19 protein-coding genes are annotated in these 21,990 nt (G+C 49.3%); 13 read left to right on the plus strand and 6 right to left on the minus strand.

The genetic code is table 11. The annotated features are described in order from the left end of the window. Window positions 1-220: 220 nt before the first annotated feature. The 6 genes from GON05_RS02805 to GON05_RS02830 all read right to left on the minus strand — a co-directional run bounded on the left by GON05_RS02805 (window position 221) and on the right by GON05_RS02830 (window position 5,987). On the minus strand, window positions 221-1,120 hold the full coding sequence (locus GON05_RS02805) for a fumarylacetoacetate hydrolase family protein (RefSeq protein ID WP_157317721.1): 900 nt from the start codon (window positions 1,118-1,120) through the stop codon (window positions 221-223). 57 nt (window positions 1,121-1,177) lie between these two features. Continuing rightward, complete coding sequence (locus GON05_RS02810; protein WP_157317722.1) at window positions 1,178-1,951, minus strand: SDR family NAD(P)-dependent oxidoreductase; 774 nt, start codon at window positions 1,949-1,951, stop codon at window positions 1,178-1,180. 16 nt (window positions 1,952-1,967) lie between these two features. Then, a complete protein-coding gene (locus GON05_RS02815) occupies window positions 1,968-2,717 on the minus strand; it encodes an IclR family transcriptional regulator (protein ID WP_157317723.1) in 750 nt (249 codons plus the stop codon). A 167-nt stretch (window positions 2,718-2,884) separates the two neighbouring features. Further along, a complete protein-coding gene (locus GON05_RS02820) occupies window positions 2,885-3,565 on the minus strand; it encodes a TIGR00266 family protein (protein WP_157317724.1) in 681 nt (226 codons plus the stop codon). 36 nt (window positions 3,566-3,601) lie between these two features. Next, window positions 3,602-4,801: an MFS transporter gene (locus GON05_RS02825; RefSeq protein ID WP_157317725.1), complete on the minus strand. Its 1,200-nt coding sequence runs from the start codon at window positions 4,799-4,801 to the stop codon at window positions 3,602-3,604. Between the two features lie 280 nt (window positions 4,802-5,081). Further along, window positions 5,082-5,987 (minus strand): ArsR/SmtB family transcription factor, encoded by a 906-nt coding sequence (locus GON05_RS02830; RefSeq protein ID WP_157317726.1) that lies wholly within the window; start codon window positions 5,985-5,987, stop codon window positions 5,082-5,084. 182 nt (window positions 5,988-6,169) lie between these two features. Between GON05_RS02830 and arfA the strand changes: the two genes are divergently transcribed. The 13 genes from arfA (at window position 6,170) to GON05_RS02895 (ending at window position 21,986) form a co-directional block, all read left to right on the plus strand. Then, the gene (arfA, locus tag GON05_RS02835; RefSeq protein ID WP_157317727.1) at window positions 6,170-7,681 is read left to right on the plus strand and encodes an arabinosylfuranosidase ArfA; all 1,512 of its coding nucleotides are present in this window, start codon (window positions 6,170-6,172) and stop codon (window positions 7,679-7,681) included. Between the two features lie 250 nt (window positions 7,682-7,931). Beyond that, window positions 7,932-8,261: a c-type cytochrome gene (locus GON05_RS02840; RefSeq protein ID WP_157317728.1), complete on the plus strand. Its 330-nt coding sequence runs from the start codon at window positions 7,932-7,934 to the stop codon at window positions 8,259-8,261. A gap of 97 nt (window positions 8,262-8,358) precedes the next feature. Continuing rightward, complete coding sequence (locus GON05_RS02845) at window positions 8,359-10,383, plus strand: LTA synthase family protein (RefSeq protein ID WP_157317729.1); 2,025 nt, start codon at window positions 8,359-8,361, stop codon at window positions 10,381-10,383. A gap of 172 nt (window positions 10,384-10,555) precedes the next feature. Beyond that, window positions 10,556-11,332: an ABC transporter permease gene (locus tag GON05_RS02850; protein WP_157317730.1), complete on the plus strand. Its 777-nt coding sequence runs from the start codon at window positions 10,556-10,558 to the stop codon at window positions 11,330-11,332. After that, a complete protein-coding gene (locus GON05_RS02855) occupies window positions 11,329-12,120 on the plus strand; it encodes an ABC transporter permease (RefSeq protein ID WP_181646620.1) in 792 nt (263 codons plus the stop codon). The genes GON05_RS02850 and GON05_RS02855 overlap by 4 nt, the downstream gene beginning before the upstream one ends. 32 nt (window positions 12,121-12,152) lie before the next feature. Beyond that, on the plus strand, window positions 12,153-13,124 hold the full coding sequence (locus tag GON05_RS02860; RefSeq protein ID WP_157317731.1) for an ABC transporter ATP-binding protein: 972 nt from the start codon (window positions 12,153-12,155) through the stop codon (window positions 13,122-13,124). A 16-nt stretch (window positions 13,125-13,140) separates the two neighbouring features. Continuing rightward, the gene (gene helD, locus GON05_RS02865; RefSeq protein ID WP_157317732.1) at window positions 13,141-15,435 is read left to right on the plus strand and encodes an RNA polymerase recycling motor HelD; all 2,295 of its coding nucleotides are present in this window, start codon (window positions 13,141-13,143) and stop codon (window positions 15,433-15,435) included. Window positions 15,436-15,565: 130 nt separating this feature from the next. Next, window positions 15,566-16,663 carry an endospore germination permease gene (locus GON05_RS02870; protein WP_157317733.1) on the plus strand — a complete coding sequence of 366 codons (1,098 nt, stop codon included), beginning with the start codon at window positions 15,566-15,568 and terminating at the stop codon, window positions 16,661-16,663. Continuing rightward, entirely contained in the window at window positions 16,561-18,111 is a 1,551-nt protein-coding gene (locus tag GON05_RS02875) for a spore germination protein (protein ID WP_157317734.1), read from the plus strand. Before GON05_RS02870 ends, GON05_RS02875 begins: the two co-directional genes overlap by 103 nt. Before the next feature lie 2 nt (window positions 18,112-18,113). After that, the gene (locus tag GON05_RS02880; RefSeq protein WP_157317735.1) at window positions 18,114-19,271 is read left to right on the plus strand and encodes a Ger(x)C family spore germination protein; all 1,158 of its coding nucleotides are present in this window, start codon (window positions 18,114-18,116) and stop codon (window positions 19,269-19,271) included. Window positions 19,272-19,517: 246 nt separating this feature from the next. Further along, window positions 19,518-20,441, plus strand: a complete 924-nt coding sequence (locus tag GON05_RS02885) for a hypothetical protein (RefSeq protein ID WP_157317736.1) — start codon at window positions 19,518-19,520, stop codon at window positions 20,439-20,441. A gap of 65 nt (window positions 20,442-20,506) precedes the next feature. After that, the gene (locus tag GON05_RS02890; RefSeq protein WP_157317737.1) at window positions 20,507-21,244 is read left to right on the plus strand and encodes an ABC transporter ATP-binding protein; all 738 of its coding nucleotides are present in this window, start codon (window positions 20,507-20,509) and stop codon (window positions 21,242-21,244) included. Then, a complete protein-coding gene (locus GON05_RS02895) occupies window positions 21,237-21,986 on the plus strand; it encodes an ABC transporter permease (RefSeq protein WP_157317738.1) in 750 nt (249 codons plus the stop codon). The genes GON05_RS02890 and GON05_RS02895 overlap by 8 nt, the downstream gene beginning before the upstream one ends. Window positions 21,987-21,990: the final 4 nt, after the last annotated feature.

The raw sequence follows: 21,990 nt of genomic DNA on the forward strand, positions 1-21,990 counted from the left end.
GAAATCGAAGTTTCCACAGGCATGGGGAACTACGTTCCACTATTTTGCCAATTTCACCTGAAAACATCGCCGCAGAGGACAAATAAGAACCTGTAGTTCCGCTCAGATAGAAAATACGCTTGTTTTCCTAAAATAGTGGCCTCCAGTTCCCCTAAGCTAAGTTAAGCTGAGGAAAACCCTCTCAGCATCCTCGCCTAGAGAACGAGATCCCGGTAACAGGCTACTCGCTAACCATGCGATTCGTCAAACTTCCCAGCTTCTCGATGGAAATAGTAACAACGTCGCCGTCTTTTAAATAAACGCGCTGATCAACCGGATCGCCAAGCACAACACCCTCCGGTGTTCCTGTGAGAATGATGTCTCCCGGGTACAGGGTCATATGCTGGGAAATATAGCTGACGATCTCGTCACAGTGGAAAATCATATCCGCCGTATTCGAGTTTTGGCGCACTTTGCCATTGACCGTGGTGCTGATCTTCAGGTCATTCGGATTGCCGACTTCGTCTGCCGTGACCAGATAAGGGCCAAGTGGGCTGAAATCGTCACACGATTTCCCAAGCAGCCATTGCGCAGTACGCATTTGCAGGTCGCGTGCAGAGAGATCATTGACACAGCAGTACCCGTAAACATGCCCCAATGCTTCTTCTTTGGAGACGTATTTCGCCTGCTTGCCAATGACGATAACGAGCTCCGCCTCATAATCGACTTCTTTGGTGACACGAGGGAGGGCGATATCATGGCCATGTCCTGTCAGCGTATTATTAAATTTGTTAAAAAGAATCGGATACTGAGGAATAGGGGCATTCGTTTCTTCTGCGTGCTTACGGTAGTTAAGTCCGACACAAATAATTTTGGCGGGTTCTGTAACGCAAGGACCGTAGTTCAAATGCTCTTCATTATGCAGCAGCGTTTGGCGCTCATCGCTTTCAAGAGCGAGGTGAACAAGCTGATGCAGCGCTTCGGTAGCAGCGGCCCCGCCTTGGATAGCTTCCATAACTGTGGTTGGAACTGCGAATGCCGGAGATAGCTGTTGGACAGCTTGAACGACATCGAGTACACCGGAATCGGTTTGAATACCTAGACGGGAAGCATTGTTTTGATTAAACGTGAGTAGTTTCATGTGAAAACCTCCTAAGTCATGATTTATATGAAGAGTTTATAATAACAGAAGAACAGGCTAAGCATTTTTACCAAAAGTGACCCCGCCGTCAATGTATAACGGTGAGCCCATCATGAACTTGGAATCGTCAGAAGCAAGGAACAAGGCAGCTGATGCTACATCTTCTGGACGGCCCAATTCATTACTGAGCTGTCTGGTTTTCAGAGAGGCGATAGCTGCTTCTGGATCGTCGTAAGAGGTCCGAATGTAATTTTCGACGAAAGGAGTCATGATCGTTCCCGGCAGCAAAGCATTCACCCGAATGCCGTATGAGGCATAGTCCACTTGCATGGATTTGGTCAGCGCTAGGACGGCGCCTTTCGTTGCGGCATAGGAGGCACGGCGAGCCAGCCCGATTTCGGCAATGCAGGAAGACATGTTAATGATCGAGCCTGACTTGCGTTCCATCATATAAGGGAGTACATGCTTCGAAGGGAGGAAAACGCCCTTCACATTAATGCTCATGATGCGGTCCCAAGCATCGGGTTCCAGCTCATGAAGCGCGCCGACGCCGCTGATGCCCGCGTTGTTAAAAAGCACATCAATTCGGCCGTAAGCCTGAATGATTTGTTCAACCATCGCCTTGACGGAGTCGGAATGCGTAACGTCGGCCTGAATGAAGTGGGCTGCCCCGCCAGCCTCGATGATTTCATTCACCGTCTCGATGCCTTTGGCCTCATCGAGATCATTGACGATAACCTGGGCGCCTTCCCGCCCAAATAAGAGCGCTGTGCTTTTGCCAATCCCTGAAGCTGCGCCTGTGATGAGAATGACTTTGTTATGTAACCGCATGTTCAATTCTCCTTTGCTATTCGGATAGTTGATGAGCAAGCTTACAAACTTCTTCTATACAGATCTGCTTCTTCTGCTGCCACTGAGGCAACATCATCGAGCAGCTGACAGCGGCGATGACCTTCCCATGCGAGTTGCGGATTGGAGCAGCAGCGCAGTTGAATCCGATAACAGCCTCCTCCAGATCGAGGGCGAAACCTTGTTTGCGGATTTGCTCCAGGTCCTGTTTCAATTCTTTTAAGGAGACGATGGAATGCTCAGTTAACTGTGAAAATGGCTCTTGATCTACGCGGTAAAATCGATCAAGTTCTTCATCGCCAAGATCCGCCAGCATGACCTTGCCGAGTGCAGTGGCGTGCGCTGGAAGGCGCATGCCGGGTCCAGAAGCGAGCCGAACTGGCGTAAGCGCTTCCTCTTTCGCAAGATACAGAACTTCATTGCCATCTAGTCGGGCTAATTGCAGCGATTCACCCAGTTTCAACTTGATTAGTGAGGCTTCCTTATGGAAGGACTCGTTCAAGTCTCGGTGCTGCACAGCCGCATGGCCCAGACGAGAGAGCTCGCGTCCAAGGCGGTATGTTTCGCCGGTATCCTTCTCAACCCAGCCCAAGTTCTCCAACGTTAAAAGCAGCGAATACATCGAGCTTTTGTTGATGCCAAGCGAACGCGATAGATCAATGAGTTTCAACTGACTGGGCTGCAGCGAGATTTCCTTGAGAATAAGGTGAGCACGTTCAATGGCTGGAACGCGGTATTTATCGTCCAATGGTAGGCCTCCCAGCTCATTTGGTTTACTATACAAAACTAAGTTTACTAATTAAAACTATCATAGCATAGGCTTGTGCAAAAAAGTAGTGGGTAAAAAGAAAAGAGACTGTCCTATAAGTCATAAAAATGACCAAGGGATAGTCTCTTGTGAGGTTTAACGCTACGCTATCTAGCGCCCGGTATGAATTGCTTCAGCCATCCGCCGAAGCTCTGCGGATTCCGCGTTTGAATAAGCACAACGCCTTCGCCGCGGAACCGGCATACGACGCCTTCACCGCTTGTGATGCTGGAGAGCCAGCCTTTGGCAGCTTTCTCAATTGTATACTGCGTATAATCCGGCCATGCGACCAGATGCCCGTTATCAATGACAACCTCTTGCCCGGGAGCAAGGTTGATGGCATGAATAGCTCCGTAGGAGGAGAGGAAAACCGTGCCTCTACCGCTGATTTCAACGATGAAGAACCCTTCGCCGGACATGAAGCCGCTCATCAGATTTTGCATTTTCGTATTCACTTGAATCCCGGATGTTCCGGCAAGAAAGCCGTCCTTTTGTACATACAGCTTGTACGATCCGTCTAGCTCGACAGCTTCAATGTCGCCAATTACAGAGGGTGCCAATAGCACTTCGCCACTACCGCGAGTGGGAGTTAACTCCTGGAAGAAGAATTTCTCGCCACTCAGCATACGGCCAAGACCTTTCATAATACCGCCATCTACGGTTCCTTTAAGTTCAATGTTAGGCGACATCGAAACCATTGCGCCTGATTCAGCTTTAATATTTTCTCCAGCTTCAAGTTCAACGCGCAGCATTGGAAATGCGCCCTTATATAAAATCTCGTGTTTCATAAACCATCCTCCATCAATAAGTAAAATTTGAAAAAACTACGCCGAATTCGTCTGGCGCAAGGTCTCCAGGCTGCGGTTCAAGTAAACGAACATCGCACAGAGCAGCAGGATACCCATGGTGATATAGAACACCGACTTAAACCCATACGCTGCCGCAAAATGACTGCCAAGCAAAGGGCCGATCAGATTGCCGAGAAACAGCGAAGACGTATTAAAGCCGTAGGCCGTTCCCTGAATTTGAGTAGGGGCGAGCTTCAAAACTAGCACGTTCAAGGAAGGAATCATGCCTCCGATGAACAGCCCCAGCAGGAACCTGCCAATTAGCAGCATTGTCATGCTGGTGGCGAAAGCCTGCGGAATGAAGGCGAGTGCCGCCATCGACAAGGCGATGACGAGTAGCTTGCGTTGGCCGATACGGTCGCCAAGCCTCCCTAAGGATGGCGCGCCAAACAAGTTGGCGATACCCGTAATCGCCACGATTAAACCTGCGAACAGCTCCAAATGATTGCCGAAATAAATCGTCTTGGCATAGACCGTCACGATCGGCTCGATGCTCATCATCCCGATTTGCGTAATCAGCGAAGCGGCAAAGACCGGCAGCAGCGGCCGAAACAGGCGCCATTCTGTACGCTGGCGCACTTTTTTCTGAGCGGGGGCTTTGCGCTCCTCATGAACGAAAATCATCACGATGAGGCTGGCGCAGAGCATGAGACCGCCGGTAACAAAAAAGATGTGGCTATAACCGATCATACCAGCAAGCAACCCGCCGATCAAAGGGCCGACAAGCGATCCGGCGATGGAGCCCGTCTGCAGCGTGCCGAGTGACTTGCCGGAATGCTCCGGGGGTGTCACCGATGCTTGCAGGGAGACCGCCATGGAGATGAAGCCGGAGAAGAAACCGTTCAGCAGCCGAAGCGCAAGCAGCTGCCAGGGCTCCGTGACGATTCCCATCAAGGCTGTCACAACAGCCATGCCGAACCCGGCCCGGAGCAGCATGATTTTGCGGCCGCGGCGATCTGCGATGGCTCCCCAGAGAGGCTGAGTAAGAAATGAGGTGATGAATTGAGCGGCAACGATCCAGCCTGTCCAGCGCACGACATCGCTAACCTCGTGAACCCCAAGTTGTCCAACGTATAAGGGTAGAAACGGAAGAATAAGGTTCATTCCGCACATGATGGAAAAGTTAGCCCCCCATAATATCCATAGTGACTTTTTCCAATGTAAGGGTGCAGGCATCAGAGAGGCTCCTTTTCTTTTTTTTCCAGTATAGCATACTTCACTTCGATGCCATTTATTGCGCGGTTGAAAATAAAAAAGGCTATCCCTAAGCGGATGGGACCGCCTGATGAGGGATAGCTGCAAGATAGGTAGTCTATGTATTTAAACTGGACATCACGGTCCCGAATAGGATAACTCTCCCTCGCAGTCATTTACCTTACTGTATTGCCAGAGAGCCCCATATATGCCTTGAGGCTGACAGAATTAGCTGCCCGCGGCTTTTCGCGTACACATGCACTTACCGCCGGTAGGTGCGGAAAATAATATCCCGGTTGTAGTTGCCGAAGCCTTCACCGTATAGCGTAAGCCCGCCGACATGCACCGCATGCTCCGGCACTTCAATCCGCAGCGTCCATTCGTTGCGCGACATGCGGATGTTCTTGATCGTGACGTTGGAAAGCCGCTGCCCGTCAAGGAAAGTGCCCTCTTCGGTGATCCGAATCACCTTCAACCAACCGTATTGGTTGATAGAGTCCGGCCACCAACTAGGGGTGTAATGCCCGCGGCCTTGCCCTGAATCTCCGGGGCTCGTCCAATAGCCGAGCAGTGTGTCGTTGACATAGAAATGAATGTCCGACGGCCAATTCTCGGCTATGCCCGGCGCTTCCGAGCCAAGTTCCAGCGAAATCTCAATCTCCTCCAGCGTCTGGCTGGGGAGCAAATAATTCGGGATGCGGTACTCGACGAAGCCGCTCCCGAACCAGAGAATCTTCGCATGCATGCGCTCAGGTTCAAGAAAATAGCGCGGATCGTCGTACTGCCCGATCGTATGATCGGCCGTAGCGAGACCGCACGTAGGCTGCACTTCAAAGCGCGTGTAATGTCCGATGGGAATGGACACCTCATCGAACACGCGCTTCGGCTCGTCCTGCTGCGGCAGCTGGATCTCGACACGCGAAACCGCAAGCGTGCACATTTTGTGCGTGCCGCCTTGTTTGCGTACTAACGCCGTGTGAATCAGGCCGCCGGCCTCAAGCTTCTTCACGTGCATGGTCACGATGGCGCTGCTTAAGCCGAGCGTCTGAGCTAACTCCTTCACGTTCATCTCTTGTTCGGCCAGCAAATCCAATATCTGAAGCCGCACATCGCTGGCCAAAGCTTCATAGAGCGGCAGCCATTTGCGGTCTGTTGATGCATGTATCATAATACAAATCTCCTCTATTCCTATCGATTCATAGTTTTGTCTGATTCATATAAATATAAATCCAAAACATTCGCAAAGAAAGTCTTGAAATCAAGTACTGATTATTGTTTAATAGAGACAACGTAATAATATTTGTATTAATTGATTTATACTTTTATTAATTATACGACGAGGTGAAGGCAATGTCTATGAAAGCAAGCATGATTGTTGACAAAGATTTTAAAATCGGAGAAGTGGATTCCCGTATTTACGGTTCGTTTATTGAGCATTTGGGACGCGCTGTCTATGGGGGCATTTATGAACCGGGACATCCGCAGGCTGACGAGCAAGGGTTTCGTGCCGACGTTTTGGAATTGGTCAAAGGACTGGATGTCCCTATCGTTCGTTACCCGGGAGGCAACTTTGTATCCGGTTACAATTGGGAGGACGGTATTGGGCCGATTGAGCAGCGTAAGAGAAGATTAGATCTGGCTTGGCGTACCATTGAGCCTAACTTGGTAGGACTTAACGAATTTATGGATTGGTGCCGCAAAGCGAACACCGAAGCCATGATGGCGGTGAACCTAGGAACCCGCGGACCGGATGAGGCTAGAGATATTATCGAATATTCCAATATCCAAGGCGGTACATACTGGAGCGATTTGCGGATCTCTCATGGCTACCAGACGCCTCATAACATCAAAACCTGGTGCTTGGGCAATGAAATGGACGGCCCTTGGCAAACTGGAGCCAAAACAGCTGCGGAATACGGCCGTACAGCCTGCGAAACAGCGAAAGTCATGAAGTGGGTAGATCCTTCGATTGAGCTGGTCGCCTGCGGCAGTTCGAGTTTAACCATGGCGACATTCCCGGAATGGGAAGCGACTGTGCTTGAGCACACCTATAATCATGTTGATTATATTTCACTTCATCAGTATTATGGCAACCGCGATAAAGATTCTTCGAATTTCCTGGCACAATCCATGGGCATGGATCGTTTCATTAATACGGTCATCTCTACAGCAGACTATGTTCAGGCGAAAAAACGCGGCAAAAAGAAGATCAACCTTTCCTTTGACGAGTGGAATGTATGGTACCATTCTAATGAAGCAGACCGCAAAATCGAGCCATGGTCCATTGCGCCGCCGCAGCTCGAAGACATTTATAATCATGAGGATGCGCTCCTCGTGGGTTGTATGCTGATTTCCATGCTGAAGCGTGCGGATCGCGTCAAAATGGCTTGCTTGGCACAACTCGTCAACGTTATTGCGCCGATTATGACGGCGAACGGCGGAGCCGCATGGAAGCAAACGATTTATTATCCTTATATGCATGCAAGCTTATTCGGGCGTGGAACAGTTCTCGTGCCTCTCATTAAATCGCCTAAATATGATGCCAAGGATTATACCGATGTGCCTTATTTGGAGGCCGTTGCTGTTCATAATGAAGAGAAGTCGGAAGTAACGATCTTCGCGGTTAACCGTCATTTGGCAGAGGCGCTTCCGCTTGAGTTGGATCTTCGCAGCTTCGGCGCTTGCCAAGTTATTCAGCATATCGTGCTAGAGAGTGACGATTTGAAAGCCGCGAATACGATAACTGCCCAGGATCGTGTGAAACCGCACAATGGCGGCAATGCAGCGGTGGACTCGAACGGCCAAATTCACGCAACGCTTGGGAAAGCGTCATGGAACGTGATCCGTTTGAAGTTGGCTTAGGTTCATCAGCTAGTTAAAAGTAAAATGAGACATGGTAAGAAGGAGCAAGTGCTTCTGCCATGTCTTTATGTTGTTCCATTTAAGCTTTATCTTTGCATCATCTTAACAAAATAAATCGTCCTCGGGCATCACATACTATGACCAATCAGCCCCGCGGGAAGTCTTTCAGTCGCTCAGATTGGTGAATTCTTTATTTTGCAGGCCATGCTCTGGTATGATGGAGGGAAATCTTCCCTTAAGGAGTTTCTGTATGAAAATAAAGCTGCTGCTGATGAGTACGATCATTTTATCTATGGGACTAACGGCCTGCGGAAATGGAAATCAACAACAAAAAGACGCGCAGACAACGCCTGCACAAGCCGATCCGCATAAGGTTTATCAGAACTTTTGTATCTCTTGTCATGGTAATCAATTACAGGGCGGAGAAGGCCCCAACATTCAAAAAGTCGGAGAACGCTTAACGGAAGATGAGATCATAAAGCGCATCCAAAAGGGTGGTGGCGGGATGCCGCCGTTCCAAGTCGCGCTCAAAGAAGAGGAATTGAAGGTGTTGGCTGCATGGTTGGCAGGTCTCAAGTAAAGGGAATAAATGGGTATCCTAAGGTTCCTTTAAGGTTATCTACATATTTTCTTCACAATTGGGGTTTACAATAGGGGCAAGAGGAGAGTGATGCAAGATGCACTTGAATTTGAAGCCCCGGAGCCGTCTTCGCAAGAAGCCGAATAAGAAGATGAGACCACAACGACTGGGTGCGACGATTTCGTTAGTACTTTTTTTAATTTTATTACCCGTATTATCAGTAGCCGGCATGGAGCTGCTCGAGCGCGGCTCGCTGCATAATACGATGGATTGGATAACCAACAATCAATCACTTTTTTTATTAAACGCAGGAATCACCTTTTGTTTGCTTATTTTTATCTATGCTTTGGTTGGATCTTTGGCAATCTCAGGAGCAATTTCAACCTTACTTCTCGGCCTAATGGCATTAATTTCTTACATGAAGGTGACTATGATCGGGGAGCCGTTCTTCCCGTGGGATATTTTGCTTAACAAAGAAAGTATGGATATCGCTTCGCTTGTGACGGGTAAAGCCGCGCTGATCAGAATCGGAGCCATCGTTGCTTCAATTATTGTAGTACTTTCATTAAGATGGATTATTCCGCGTGCCACGATTTCTATTATCTCAAGAATTGGTTTAGGGTTGTTCTCGCTCTATGCCTTATATGCTTTTGGGATCAAAACACCTTTAGCAGGCAAAATCCTGGACCATATCGGTGTGAATGAAATTGTATGGAACCAGCAAGAAAATTACGCGAATAATGGTACGGCACTCGCTTTTACACTCAATGTCAAAAACTCCATCGTTCAAAAGCCGGAAACCTACAGCAATGAAGCTATTGGGGCTGTAGCGGCGAATATTGAGCAAGTCACACAGACACAGCCAACTATGAAAAAGGCGTCCGTTAATCTGCAGGGGAAGAAGCCGAACGTCATTTTCATTATGAGCGAGGCATTCTGGGACCCGACGTTGCTGACGAATGTCAAATTTAGTGAAGACCCGCTGCCTACGATCCATCGTTTGCAGAAAGAGTCTACTTCCGGTTACTTGTTGTCTCCTCAATTCGGTGGGGGAACAAGCAATGTAGAGTTCGAAGTGCTCACTGGTAATTCCATGAGCTTCTTGCCGGGGGGATCTATCCCGTATCAACAATATGTAAGTAAACCTGTGCCAAGTTTAGCAAGTTATTTTGCCGGTCAGGGTTATAAAAGCATGGGGATTCACTCCTACGAAGGCTGGTTCTGGGATCGTAATTCCGTTTACAAACAGCTTGGTTTTGAATCTTTCAAAAGCAGCGAGCATTTCGTGAATCCGGAGACGAAGGGTTACTTCATCTCGGATGCCGAGGTGTCTCGAAACATTATCGATGAAGTGGATAAAACGGAAGATCCGATGTTTATCTACACGGTTACGATGCAAAACCACGGACCCTACGATGATCCGCGGTACGGTGAGAATCAATTCAAGGCGGAAGGCAATTTGACGCCGCAAGCCAAAACGATTTTGGAAACATACACACAAGGTGCGCATGATGCGGATCAAAGTCTGAAAATGCTCATCGATCATTATCAAAATTCGGATGAACCTACGATGATCGTCTTCTACGGGGACCATCTGCCGATGCTTGGCCTCGACTACCAAGTGTACAAAGAAGCCGGGTTCATCTCAACAAGCAACGCCAATAATTGGTCACTGGATGAAATCAAGAAAATGCACAGCATTCCGCTGGTGACTTGGTCGAATTTCGATATGCCCAAACAGGATATCCCATTGCTTAGCGATTCCTTCTTAGGTTCTCACGTGCTCGATATGCTGCACATGGAGAAACCGGCTAACTTCGCATTGAACGCGGAAATAGCCGCCCAAGTACCTGGATTGTTAAGTAATCTGGTTGTGGAACCAGACCAAACGCTTCATGCGCAGGCGCCTGATTCTGCTAAAGCACTTATTGACGATTACAGGAACGTTCAATACGATCTCCTCTTCGGTAAGCAGTATTTGGCCGGATACCTTGATCATGATTATTTAACGAAGGCCTCGCAGCCTAGTTACAATGCCGAGTTTGATAACCCTGATACGAAACTTCGGGCTGAAGGGGATAGCGGCAGTCCTCCGGAAGCTAAGCCTGTGAGCGCGCAGTAAAAGATATAGAAGCAATCCCGTAGTCAGGTGATGACTCTGGGGTTGCTTCTTTTTGTATGAAAAAAAAAGATTGCCATACCGTGGGGAATTTTGGTAATATGAAACTCCGTCTCTACGCTGCGGCTGCAGTGGAAAATCGTTTTTTTGCACGAAAAAACATAGGAGGTGTACGATGCTTTTCGCGGTTTTAGCCCGTAAGGCATACGCAAGGAATTTGCAATATCGCGGTTCGCATTTGCTCCACAATGCCGTCAGTGCAGTGTTTGGCTTCATTTATGCAAGTATCTGGTCCGGACTCGGGAGCGACTCCTCGCTCGGCGACTACGGAGCCAAAGGAATGGTCGGCTACATTGCTTTTAACCAGGCGGTCCTGTGGATTACACAGTTTACAACGAACGGACTGGGACTCGAACAGTCAGTGCGCACAGGCCAGATTGCGGTTGATCTCATGAGACCTGTTCACTTGTTCTATCAGGCCATGAGCAGGGAGTGGGGCCAAGTATGGTATCAGTTTCTGTATAAATTTATCCCGATTTACGTCCTCTATATGTTTATCTTCTCCTTACAGCTTCCACAGAAGGCTTCCGTTTACGGCTGGACGGCGATTGCGCTGATTGCAGCAGCTTATATCTCCATTTGCATGAATTATTTGATTGGCATCGCCGCTTTATGGACCACGGAATCCCGTTGGTTGTATTGGTTGAACTACTCTTTCAGCATGCTGCTCTCCGGATTTTTCATACCGCTCGAATGGCTGCCGGGTTGGCTTCGCACCATAAGTAGTTTTACACCTTATCCGTACCTTCTCTATTATCCAACTCGAATTTATATGCAATTTGAACAAGGCACGATTGTGCTCGGAGCTCTTCTATGGGGCATCGGGTTTACTTGTGTCTGTCTGGCCGTTACGCACGCGGTGCGAAGAAAGCTGGAGGTGCAAGGAGGATGATGTCAGTCAAGCTCTATCTCCTGTTGATCAAGGCGAGTTTGCGCAGCCGGATGCAATATAAGTTTAACTTTCTTTTCTCGGTGGCCATGGCCTCATGCATACAAGTTTCAGAATTTCTCATGGTGGCGCTGGTCATGATGCGCTTCGGCAATATCAAAGGTTGGACGCTGTATGAAGTCTGTTATCTCTATGGTGTCATGATGATTTCCAAAGCGATTTACCGTACGCTGGCTTCGGATGTTCATCATCTGGAAAAGTATCTCGTATCCGGTGACCTGGATGCGTTATTGACGCGCCCTGTTCCAGTGCTGCTGGCGCTGATGACCCAAAACTCCCGGGTACTCTTCGCTGAAATCGGGCAGGGGATCGTCCTGCTAGTCATTTCCATGCGAGTGCTGATGGCCAAAGGGCAAATCGAGTGGTCGGCCGTACCGTTAACGGCATTAATGATTTGTACGGGGGCGGTTATTTTATTCGCGATCGGGCTGGCTACGGCGGCTGCGGGCTTTTGGCTGACACGCATCGAGTCCTTACAAAATATGACGGAAGACGCCTCTCAAACAGCAGCTCGTTACCCGCTTACGTTATATCCGAAATGGCTGCAAGGCGCCCTACTGGTGCTTGTGCCGGTAGGCTTCGTAAATTACATACCCACCTTATATTTGTTAAGACACGAAGGCGGCATCGGCATGCTGCTGGGAACCGTGGGCGTCGCTTGGGTTGCGCTTTGGCTGGCTATGCGATTTTGGAAGCTGGGCTTATCCCGCTATCAAAGTACAGGTAGTTAATATCGTTAATAACAAGGAGGGAAGGCATCAACATGATTACGGTCACGAATTTGCGCAAAACTTTTCAAACCCCGGTTATCCAAGAAGGCAGGTTCTCAGGTATTCGCACTTTGTTCTCGCGGGCTTATAAAGAAAAGGAAGCGGTACGAGATCTCAGCTTTGAGATTGAATCCGGTGAGTTCGTCGGGTATATTGGACCTAATGGTGCTGGAAAATCAACGACCATCAAGATGCTGACCGGCATCCTGCATCCCACATCGGGTGAAGTGCTGATCCATGGCTTAAGTCCGCAAAAACACCGAAGGCGCGTCGTAGGCAAGCTTGGCGTCGTGTTCGGGCAGCGAAGCCAGCTATGGTGGGATTTGCCGGTTAAGGATTCGTATGAAATTCTAACGGCGATGTATCGCGTGGAGGAGAGCACCTCACGCCGCAGGTTAGACGAGTTGAGTGAACTCCTTGAGCTTAAAGAACTGATGGATATGCCCGTTCGCAAGCTTTCGCTCGGTCAGCGGATGCGTGCTGATCTGGCGGCATCCATGCTGCATGATCCGGATATTTTGTTCCTTGATGAGCCTACCATTGGGCTGGATGTTGTAGCCAAAAAGAATATACGCAGCTTCCTGCAGACGTTAAACCAGGAGTTTGGGAAAACGATTTTGCTGACGACGCATGACATGGATGATATCGAGCAGTTATGCAAAAGGGTGATCGTGATTAATCACGGTCAAATCGGATATGACGGCTCGCTGGATACACTAAGAGACAGAATCGGTTTGCCGACGATGATGAAGATCACATATCGAGGGGATGTCCAAGTGCCGGAGAGCTGGGAGCTGCCGTTCCGCGTAGTGGAACAGGAGGCGAACGTGCTGACGATCGCCTGCAACCGCCAGGAGCTGAAAGCGATGGATGTCCTGCGATTGGTCAGTCTATGGGGTGATATGGACGATGTACATATGGAAGAGCCTGAGTTTGAAGAAGTCATCCATGGGGTATACAAATAGGCAGGAGGGAGAATAAATGCCAATTGATAAAGAAGAACGGGAGCGGGAAGATCAGCGGGTTGCCTCGGTACGCTCCCAAATTAAAGAGCGAATTATTGACTTGGGGGAGACGGTGGATCAACGCCGTTCGGAAGTCACGGAGATTGGACGCAGCTTCTGGGACGATATCTCTGTTAATGCAGATAACGCCGACGACGTGATCGAGACAGCCGCGAGTATGGCCCAGCAGGAGCATGTGCTGATGGGTCAGAAGCGCAGCTTTCAGGTGGCGCAGGATGCGCTGTACAAACTACAGCGTGTCGTTGATGCGCCGTATTTTGCGCGCATCGATTTTCAGGAACGCGGCGAGCAGGAGCGCGAGAAGATTTATATCGGTCTAACCTCCTTCATTGATCCGAAGACCGATGAGATACTTATCTATGACTGGCGCGCGCCGATCGCCAGCTTATTCTATGATTACCCGCCGGGACCGGCCACGTACCACACGCCGGAGATGGATGTCAGCGGGGAGCTGTTGCTCAAACGCCAGTACATCATCAAAGCCGGTGAGCTGCAGGATGTGTTCGACACTGGGATCTCAATCGGCGACGAGATGCTGCAGAAGATGCTCAGCCGCAGTGCCGACGAGAAAATGCACAGCATCGTGACGACGATTCAGCGTGAGCAGAATCAGATCATCCGCGATGATCGGCACAAGGTGCTTGTCGTGCAAGGCGCGGCCGGCAGCGGCAAAACCTCAGTCGCGCTGCAGCGCATCGCGTATTTGCTCTATAAATACCGGACGACGCTCAGCGCCGATAATATGATTTTGTTCTCGCCGAACTCGCTGTTCAGCGATTACGTTTCGCACGTTCTTCCGGAGCTGGGCGAAGCGACCATGCAGCAGACGACCTTTCAAGATTATTTAACCCATAAATTAAGCGATACGGGCTTGAAGCTGGAAGATCCCTACGATCAGCTGGAATTCATTTTGACCGGGACAGAGCAAGATCCGGCCTATAAAGCAAGGCAGCAAAGCATCATGTACAAAACGTCGGCAGCCTTCCTCAGTGTCATTGAGGCTTATGGCGAGAAACTGAAGCACGGCGGAATACGCTTCCTCGATTTGTCGGTCGGCAAGAAAGTACTGATTACGGCTGAAGAGTTAAGCGAACGGTTCTACAGCAAAACCTCGATTCTCGCGCTCGGAGAACGGATGGAGCAATTGTCCGAGTGGATGCTGGAGAAGCTGGATGAGATTCAAGCGGATGCGCAGAAACGTTTCTATCGCAAAATGGTGCGCGAGCCCAAATATGTGGGTACAGAGCATGAGATGAAGAAGATGAGCAAAATGAAGGCGCATAAAGCGATCGCTCCGCTGAAGGAGAAGGCACGCAACCTTGCTTATGTCGACGTGCTCGGTATGTATCGGGATCTATATACGAGTAGAGAGTTGCATCAGGAGCTGATGGCGCAGGCTGGCCAACAGCTTCCCGAGGCTTGGGCAAGCATCAGCTCGTTCACGTCGGATGCCTTGGAACAAGGGATTTTGCACTACGAGGATGCAACACCGCTTGTTTATCTGAAGGGGCTTGTTGAAGGGCAGCTGCGGGTAGGAACGATCCGCTACTGCTTGGTGGATGAGGCGCAGGACTACTCGCCATTTCACTACGCGTATCTCAAAAAGCTGTTCCCGCGCGCTCGATTTACCTTGCTTGGCGACTGGAACCAAGGGATCTTCACGCATGCGAACGCCGAGGGCGGCGCAGGCGGCCTTAAAAACGAGATCAGCTCGATCAGCGAGCTGATGAAAGAAGAGGAGACGGAGACGATCCGTCTCGTCAAAAGCTACCGCTCGACGCGCGAGATCGTCGAGTTCGCCAGCCGCGTGCTCCCGTTCGGCGAGCCAATCGAGCCGTTCAGCCGCAGCGGCGAAGAGCCGCGTCTGCTGCGCGCGGCGAACGCGGCCGAGCTCAGCCGCTTGGTCGCGGATACAGCGCTAACTCGTCAGCACGGCGGTGCGAGCTCCGTCGCGATCCTGTGCAAAACCGAGCGCGAGACGGAAGCCGCGCACGCAGCCCTTAAGCCATTGCTGCCGGGCCTCGCGCGGATCACGAAGGAGACGCTGCACTATGAGGCAGGCGTCATGATCATGCCGGCGTACCTCGCCAAAGGGCTCGAGTTCGACGCCGTGATCCTCTACGATGCCGGTGCGGCTGTCTACGCGGAGGCGAAGGAGCGCAAGCTGTTTTACACAGCTTGCACCCGTGCACTGCATCACCTGGATGTATGCTATCTAGGTGAACTGACACCCTTTCTCCCGCAAAATTAGAAAGTTTAAACGTTAAGATACCGCTCTTCGAGAAATCGAGGGGCGGTTTTTTATTTGTATAATTCCACATGGATTGGAAAACTTAACAAATAAAAAGTTTCCACCTAATACCAAAGTGGGAGATTACCTCATGGCTGCACGTTATCGGAAAATTACTGCGCTTCAATTGTATTACGTCATTATTATTTCAATTGCCATTACGAATCATGTGCTTCTAATCCCTGTATTGCTGCATTACGGCAAACGTGATTCCTGGGTGGGGGCAGGCTTATCCATTCTGCCTACAGTACTATGGGTATGTCTCGTGTATCTCATTATCAAACGCTCCAAACAGCAGAATTTACTGCTATGGATCGGACAGAGATATGGAAATTTCGTTGTATTTTTTCTAAAAGTGGTGGCCATCGGCATCGCGATGACACATGCCACCATTACTATGCAGGATATGGTGACATGGACGCACATCTCCTATCTACCTCGAACCCCGCCGATCATGATCTCGTTGGCGTTTATGATTTTTTGCTTTTTTGCTGCCCGTGAAGGGATACGCGCCATCGCGATAACCTCGGGCATTTTACTCCCCGTGGTTGTATTGCTGGGCTATTTTGTAATGGGCGCTAATTTTCAATACAAAGATTACAGCTTGCTTACGCCTTTATTTACCCATGGCTACGGACCTGCGCTGAAATCGATGTATTTAACCAGCGGTTCTTCGTTTGAATTGTTAAGTATTGTTTTTCTCCAGCATCATGCAGATACCCGTATCCGGCTGCCCTCCTTGATCATCGTTGCGGCTTGCTTAGTGGGCTTAACCGTTGGGCCTTTAATTGGGGCCATTGCGATTTTTGGACCGTTTGAAGCGGATGAACTCAGGTATCCGGCTTTTGAACAATGGCGGATGGTGACGCTTGGGAAATATATTTCCCATTTGGACTTTTTATCGATTTTCCAGTGGATATCGGGCGCATGTATCCGGATGTCCATGCTGATGTTTCTAACCATTGACGTGTTGATGATCCAAAAGAAACGTACCCGAACATGGCTGCTGATTGGAATGAGCTTGTTTTTTGTAACGATGTGTCTATTGCCGGTCACGGACAATCAAATGGTGGGTTTTATCCAGGAATGGTATTACCCTATGATGTTTGTTACCGGAGCAGGATTGCTCCTGGTGCTGCTTGTGCTGATCTTCCTGCCGATGAGGCGAAAGGAGAACGTGATGAAGTGAACGAGCGAGATTTGCGAGATTGGTTTGCCTCGTCAGCTGATGTCATTATTAAGGAGTACCCATTATCAGAGGGGGATGCCAGTAATAAGATCCTGCTCATGTATTGCGACGGTATGATCAATAAGGATCATATTGAGCAGCGTGTACTTCCGAACCTTCAAAATATCATCTCACATCACCGGGAAGGGAACATGTCCACGTTCGCACTTCCTACACTGCTTCAAATGCACGAGATGACCGGACCTGATGTGATGGAAACGATGAGCGTCAATCTGTATGCAGGGTTTCTGATTATATATTTTGAAGAGCAGCAGCGCTTTTTTGGGCTTGATTTGTCCAATCCGCCTAACCGATCGCCGGAAGAATCCAATACGGAGACTTCGATTAAAGGACCACGGGATGGGTTCACGGAGAGCATCATCACCAACATCGCTCTGATTCGCAAAAGGTTGTTAACCCGCAGTCTTTGTTGCGAGAAAATGGAAATTGGCAAGCGCAGCCATACTTCCATTGCTCTTATGTATATCGATGATGTCATCGATTCGGATTTGCTTCAGGACGCCAGGCGCCGACTGCAAGAAATTGATATTGATGCTGTAATTTCCAGTGCACAATTGGAAGAGCTGCTATCGGGGCAAAAATACAATTTCTTTCCCTTGCTGGATTATGCGGGAAGACCTGATTATGTAGCCGACAGCTTGCTGCGTGGACGATTCGTTATCCTCTGTGACGGCTCACCAATGGCCCTCATTGCCCCGGCGAATCTCATGTATATTTTAAAATCACCGGAAGACGTGCACACTCCCTTTTATTATGTAGCGTTTGAACGTGTGCTTCGTTTGGGAGGACTGATCGTTGCCACGCTTCTTCCAGGTTTCTGGATTTCGTTGTCTGCCTTTAATATCGATCAAATTCCTTTTTCTTTAGTCGCTACCATTTCCTCTTCAAGACTGGGATTACCGTTATCGGGTCCTATGGATTTTATCATTATGCTGCTGCTGTTTGAATTGTTTCGAGAAGCCGGCGCGAGGCTGCCTAAAGTCGTCGGACAAACGGTTACCGTTGTTGGAGGGTTGATTGTTGGCGACGCAGCGATTCGTTCTGGAATCACCAGCCCGACGACTCTAGTTATAACCTCGATATCGACGATAGCTATGTATACCCTCGTGAACCAGACACTTGCCGGGATCGTGACGATTTTACGGGTAATTATCTTATTGGAATCGACGGTTTTTGGCATCTACGGGTTCATGGTGTCGCTGATCGGGCTTGTTTTATACATGTCGACCTTAGAGTCATTCGGTGTTCCGTACTTGTCGCCTTTATCGCCACCTCGCTTTAGGGAAATGATTACGGCAATTTTCGCCAAGCCTTTCAGCAGTATGAAGAGCAGGCCGAAGATGCTAAGCCCAAAGGATGATACACGTCAGAGTGAGGATCCTCAATGATCATGATGAAACGAATAGGGCGGATGATGATTGGCATACTGATTCTCGTCAGTCAAACAGGCTGTTGGGATATCAAAACAATCCAGGACACGAACTACTTTACAGCGATAGGCTTCGACTTCCAAAAAGGGCGTTACATCGTCTATGCACAGATGTTGGATTTCGGTTCCGTCGCGAAACAGGAGGGGGGCAAAGCCGGGCAGCCGCCTCAGATTTGGGTAGGCCGCGAAGAAGGGGCTACGGTGAATGAAGCCTTCAATCGATTGTACAAAACGACGCAACAGCGCGTTCTTTGGGGGCATGTCAGCGCTTATCTGTTCTCCAGCGCTGCTCTGAAGCAGGGGATAAGTAAATTTATGGATGGGTCTGTCCGATACAGTGAAACAAGATTTACCCAATGGATCTATAGCACGGATGAATCAATTGAAGCTATATTCTCCGTTGTTCCTTTTTTCAATGTCTCCCCGATGGCCTCCATTTTGATGCATCCAATTGAAAATTATCGCCAACTTTCCTTTATACGTCCATTTCGATTGTACAGGGCTGCCGCTTTGCTTCGTGAACCCGGCTATACGTTAATGATACCGACTTTGAGCATCCGGGACGATGTTTGGAAGAGAAATCAGAAGCCTGATCCTAAACTGGAAGTTAGCGGTGTATATGCACTAGGAAAAAACAGTACGGTCGAATGGTTTTCAGATAACCAGTTTAAGGGAGACCGCTGGATGGAGAGAAGCACGGCCCGTTCGCCATTAGTCGTCTATATCAACGGGAAGCCTGCTCAAACCGTTTCGATTCAAAGGCCGAAACCGCGGATCACACTGCGCAAGGGAGATAATCTGATCTTTGATGTTCATATGAGATGCAAATCGATCACGATTGAATCTCAGGAGACCGTAGATGAAGAGTCCGTACGCAAACAAATTGAAAAGCAGATCGCAGAAGAAATTGAGGAGACGTTCAAGCAGGGAAAAGACCGTGGCGTCGATATCTATCAGCTGGAGCACATCTTGTATAAGCAGAATTTTCAGTTATGGGCCAAGCTGACCTCGAACGGCGAGCAGCCGCTTGAAGGGTACCAGTTAGGGGACGTTCTAGTGGACGTACAACTCACGCATACCGGCATGTTGAGAGAGAGGGTGGAAGATAAGCAGTACTGAAAGCAGTAAATAGTGCTTTGCACGTGGGAGACGTAAGAGGTGAGCGAAAGCTTACCTCTTTTTGCTATGGCTGCTGCCAGGGGCCGGTTGATGGGGAACCCAGTTTAGAAATATTTAAGAATTGTTTTAGGCGAGGTTAATAGGTGTTTTAGAGGCAATTAAGATCGGGGGGATAAGATGAATACATGGAAGCGAGGAACGCATCCAAATTAGATAAAGCGTTAGAAGACGCGGAGGCAGGCAGGTATGAATAAGAAATTAGCAATGATGGGATTAGGCGTGGCGGTAGGCAGCATGATGCTGGTGACGTCGGTTTACGCCGGTGTGGGCGATGCGCCCGGGTATGAGACGTTTAAATCAGCCGTGAAACAGACGGCAACCGTGCACAATGTAACACGCCAAGTGAACGTGACGCTGCAGGATAACGGAGCTCCATTGCTTAACGTAAAATCCACGATTAAAAGCAGCGGTGCGAATCACGCAGGAAGCGCAGAAGTGACCGTGAATAACGGCACGAACGAACAAACCATTCATTTCTACAACCAAGACGGCAAACAAATTATAAAAACAAATGATTCCGATGTGTACAAAGTGCTGGAAGGAGAGGGCATGGGCGGCAAATTCAAAGATCATGAAGGCGCAGAGCATACACCGGACCCTCAAGTTGTTAGCGAAGTGGAAAATGTGGTTGACGCCCTTGTCGGCAATCTCAAAAACTATGTCACCATGGATGAAGCGGCAGGCAACGTGAAGGAGATTCATTTCAAATTGTCAGGCAGCCAAATTTCTCCGGTTGTCAACACGATCGGTTCCCTGGCTATCAAGCATGCTACGATGGAAAACAGTCAACGGCCAATGCCATCCAAGGCAGATACGCTTGGTGTTGATGTGACGACACTCAAAAACAGCCTACCGCAATTAACTTCCGACATTAAAATGGATGAAGTTGAAGTGAACGCCAGCGTGGACAGCGATAATCATATAACCAATCAAACCGCACAAATTCATATTTCCGGTAAAGATGCACAAGGTGCAGCACACAACGTCGTATTGAGTGTGGATATGACACTGTCCAGCCTGAACTCGACAACGCCGGATACGGTAGATTTGACAGGGAAGCAGTTGGAAACCGTCAAGATCGACCCTGAGAAGTCCCACCACAGAAACTAAGGGGAAAAAGGAAGGAGGCAGGGGCAACCCCCCACCTCCTTATTATCTTGAAAGGCGGCTAATGCATGAAGCCTGTTGTAGAAATCAATCGTCTCACGAAAATTTACAATAACCTGCGTGGTATCCACGAGGTGAATATGACCGTGCAGCAAGGCGACATTTATGGGTTTTTCGGACCCAACGGCGCCGGGAAGACGACCGTCATGAAGATCATGACCGGCCTTGCCAGAGCGCAGCAAGGAGAAGTGAAGCTCTTTGGCCATCCTGTGTCAACGCACTATGAGCAGGCGATGGCCAAGGTAGGCGTCCTGATCGAAACCGCCGAAGCGTATTCCTATATGAGCGGCAGACGGAATTTGGAGCTGGCCGCGAGATTTTACCCGGGCATCGATAAGCAGCGCATAGACGAAGTCTTGGAGATCGTCGGACTTACCCTTTTTCAGAAGGAAAAGGTAGCGGGTTACTCGCTAGGCATGAAGCAGCGGCTAGGGCTCGCGGCAGCGATGCTGTCGAAGCCGGAACTGCTCATACTCGATGAGCCGACGAACGGTCTGGATATCGAGGGGATGGTTCATATCCGCGAAATTATTATGCACCTGGCGCGGGAAGAGCGCATCACCTTCCTAATCTCCAGCCATTTGATTCATGAAATGGAGCTGATGTGCAATCGCATGGGCATCATCCATCAAGGACGGCTTGTCCGTGAGGGTCTCGTGTCGGAGATCGCGCAAGGAAGCGCGACGCTGGAAGAAGCGTATCTGCGTGAAATTAAAGAAGTAAGGAGGCTCGCTGCGCATGCATAGCCTAACCGCCAACGTATGGAACGAAACGGTCAAAATAACGTCCAAGAAGAAAACGATCTTTTTCCTTGCGGTTACACTGCTGCTTCCGCTCCTGGCAGGGCTGCTGTTATCGCAGTTCCAAAGCGGTATCGGAATCGGAGCGATTGCCTCACAGGATTTCCCAATCATTATGCTGGGGCTGCTAACGAGTATTTTTCTGCCGTTATTCGTTTTCATGGGAGCTGCCGATGTATTCTCGGGTGAGATGGGCGATCGCACGATGAAGATCACATTGACGCGGCCCATTTCGCGGTTCAAAGTGTTCGCTTCCAAGCAGATTGCGCTTGGTGTTTTTATTGCGCTGTACTTAATTGCCGGATTGCTGGCATCCGTTATCTCAGCGCTATTTTTCCAGCACTTTGGCGGCTTTGGCGCAGTGATGAATTGGTTCCTCGCGTATGGCGCGGCCTTTCTGCCACTGCTTGTGCTCAGTATCGCCGCTGTGTTTCTGGCACAGTTCTTTTCCAGCTCTTCTTCCGCGTTGACCGTGAGCATATTTCTTTATTTAGCGTTTAAAGTGGCCGCCTTTTTCATCCCGCAAATCGCCACGTATTCGCCTACGGCGTACACAGACTGGCATATGCTTTTGATTGGAAGCGGCATGGCGCTTGGCAAGGTGAGCAGCATCTTTATGTTTTTGATAGCGTGTAGTATATTGTTTTTTACAGCAGGTTTTTATTTGTTCGATAAAAAGGAGATCTGACCAC

This window comes from Paenibacillus anseongensis (assembly GCF_009757995.1).
Taxonomy (GTDB): domain Bacteria; phylum Bacillota; class Bacilli; order Paenibacillales; family NBRC-103111; genus Paenibacillus_E; species Paenibacillus_E chondroitinus.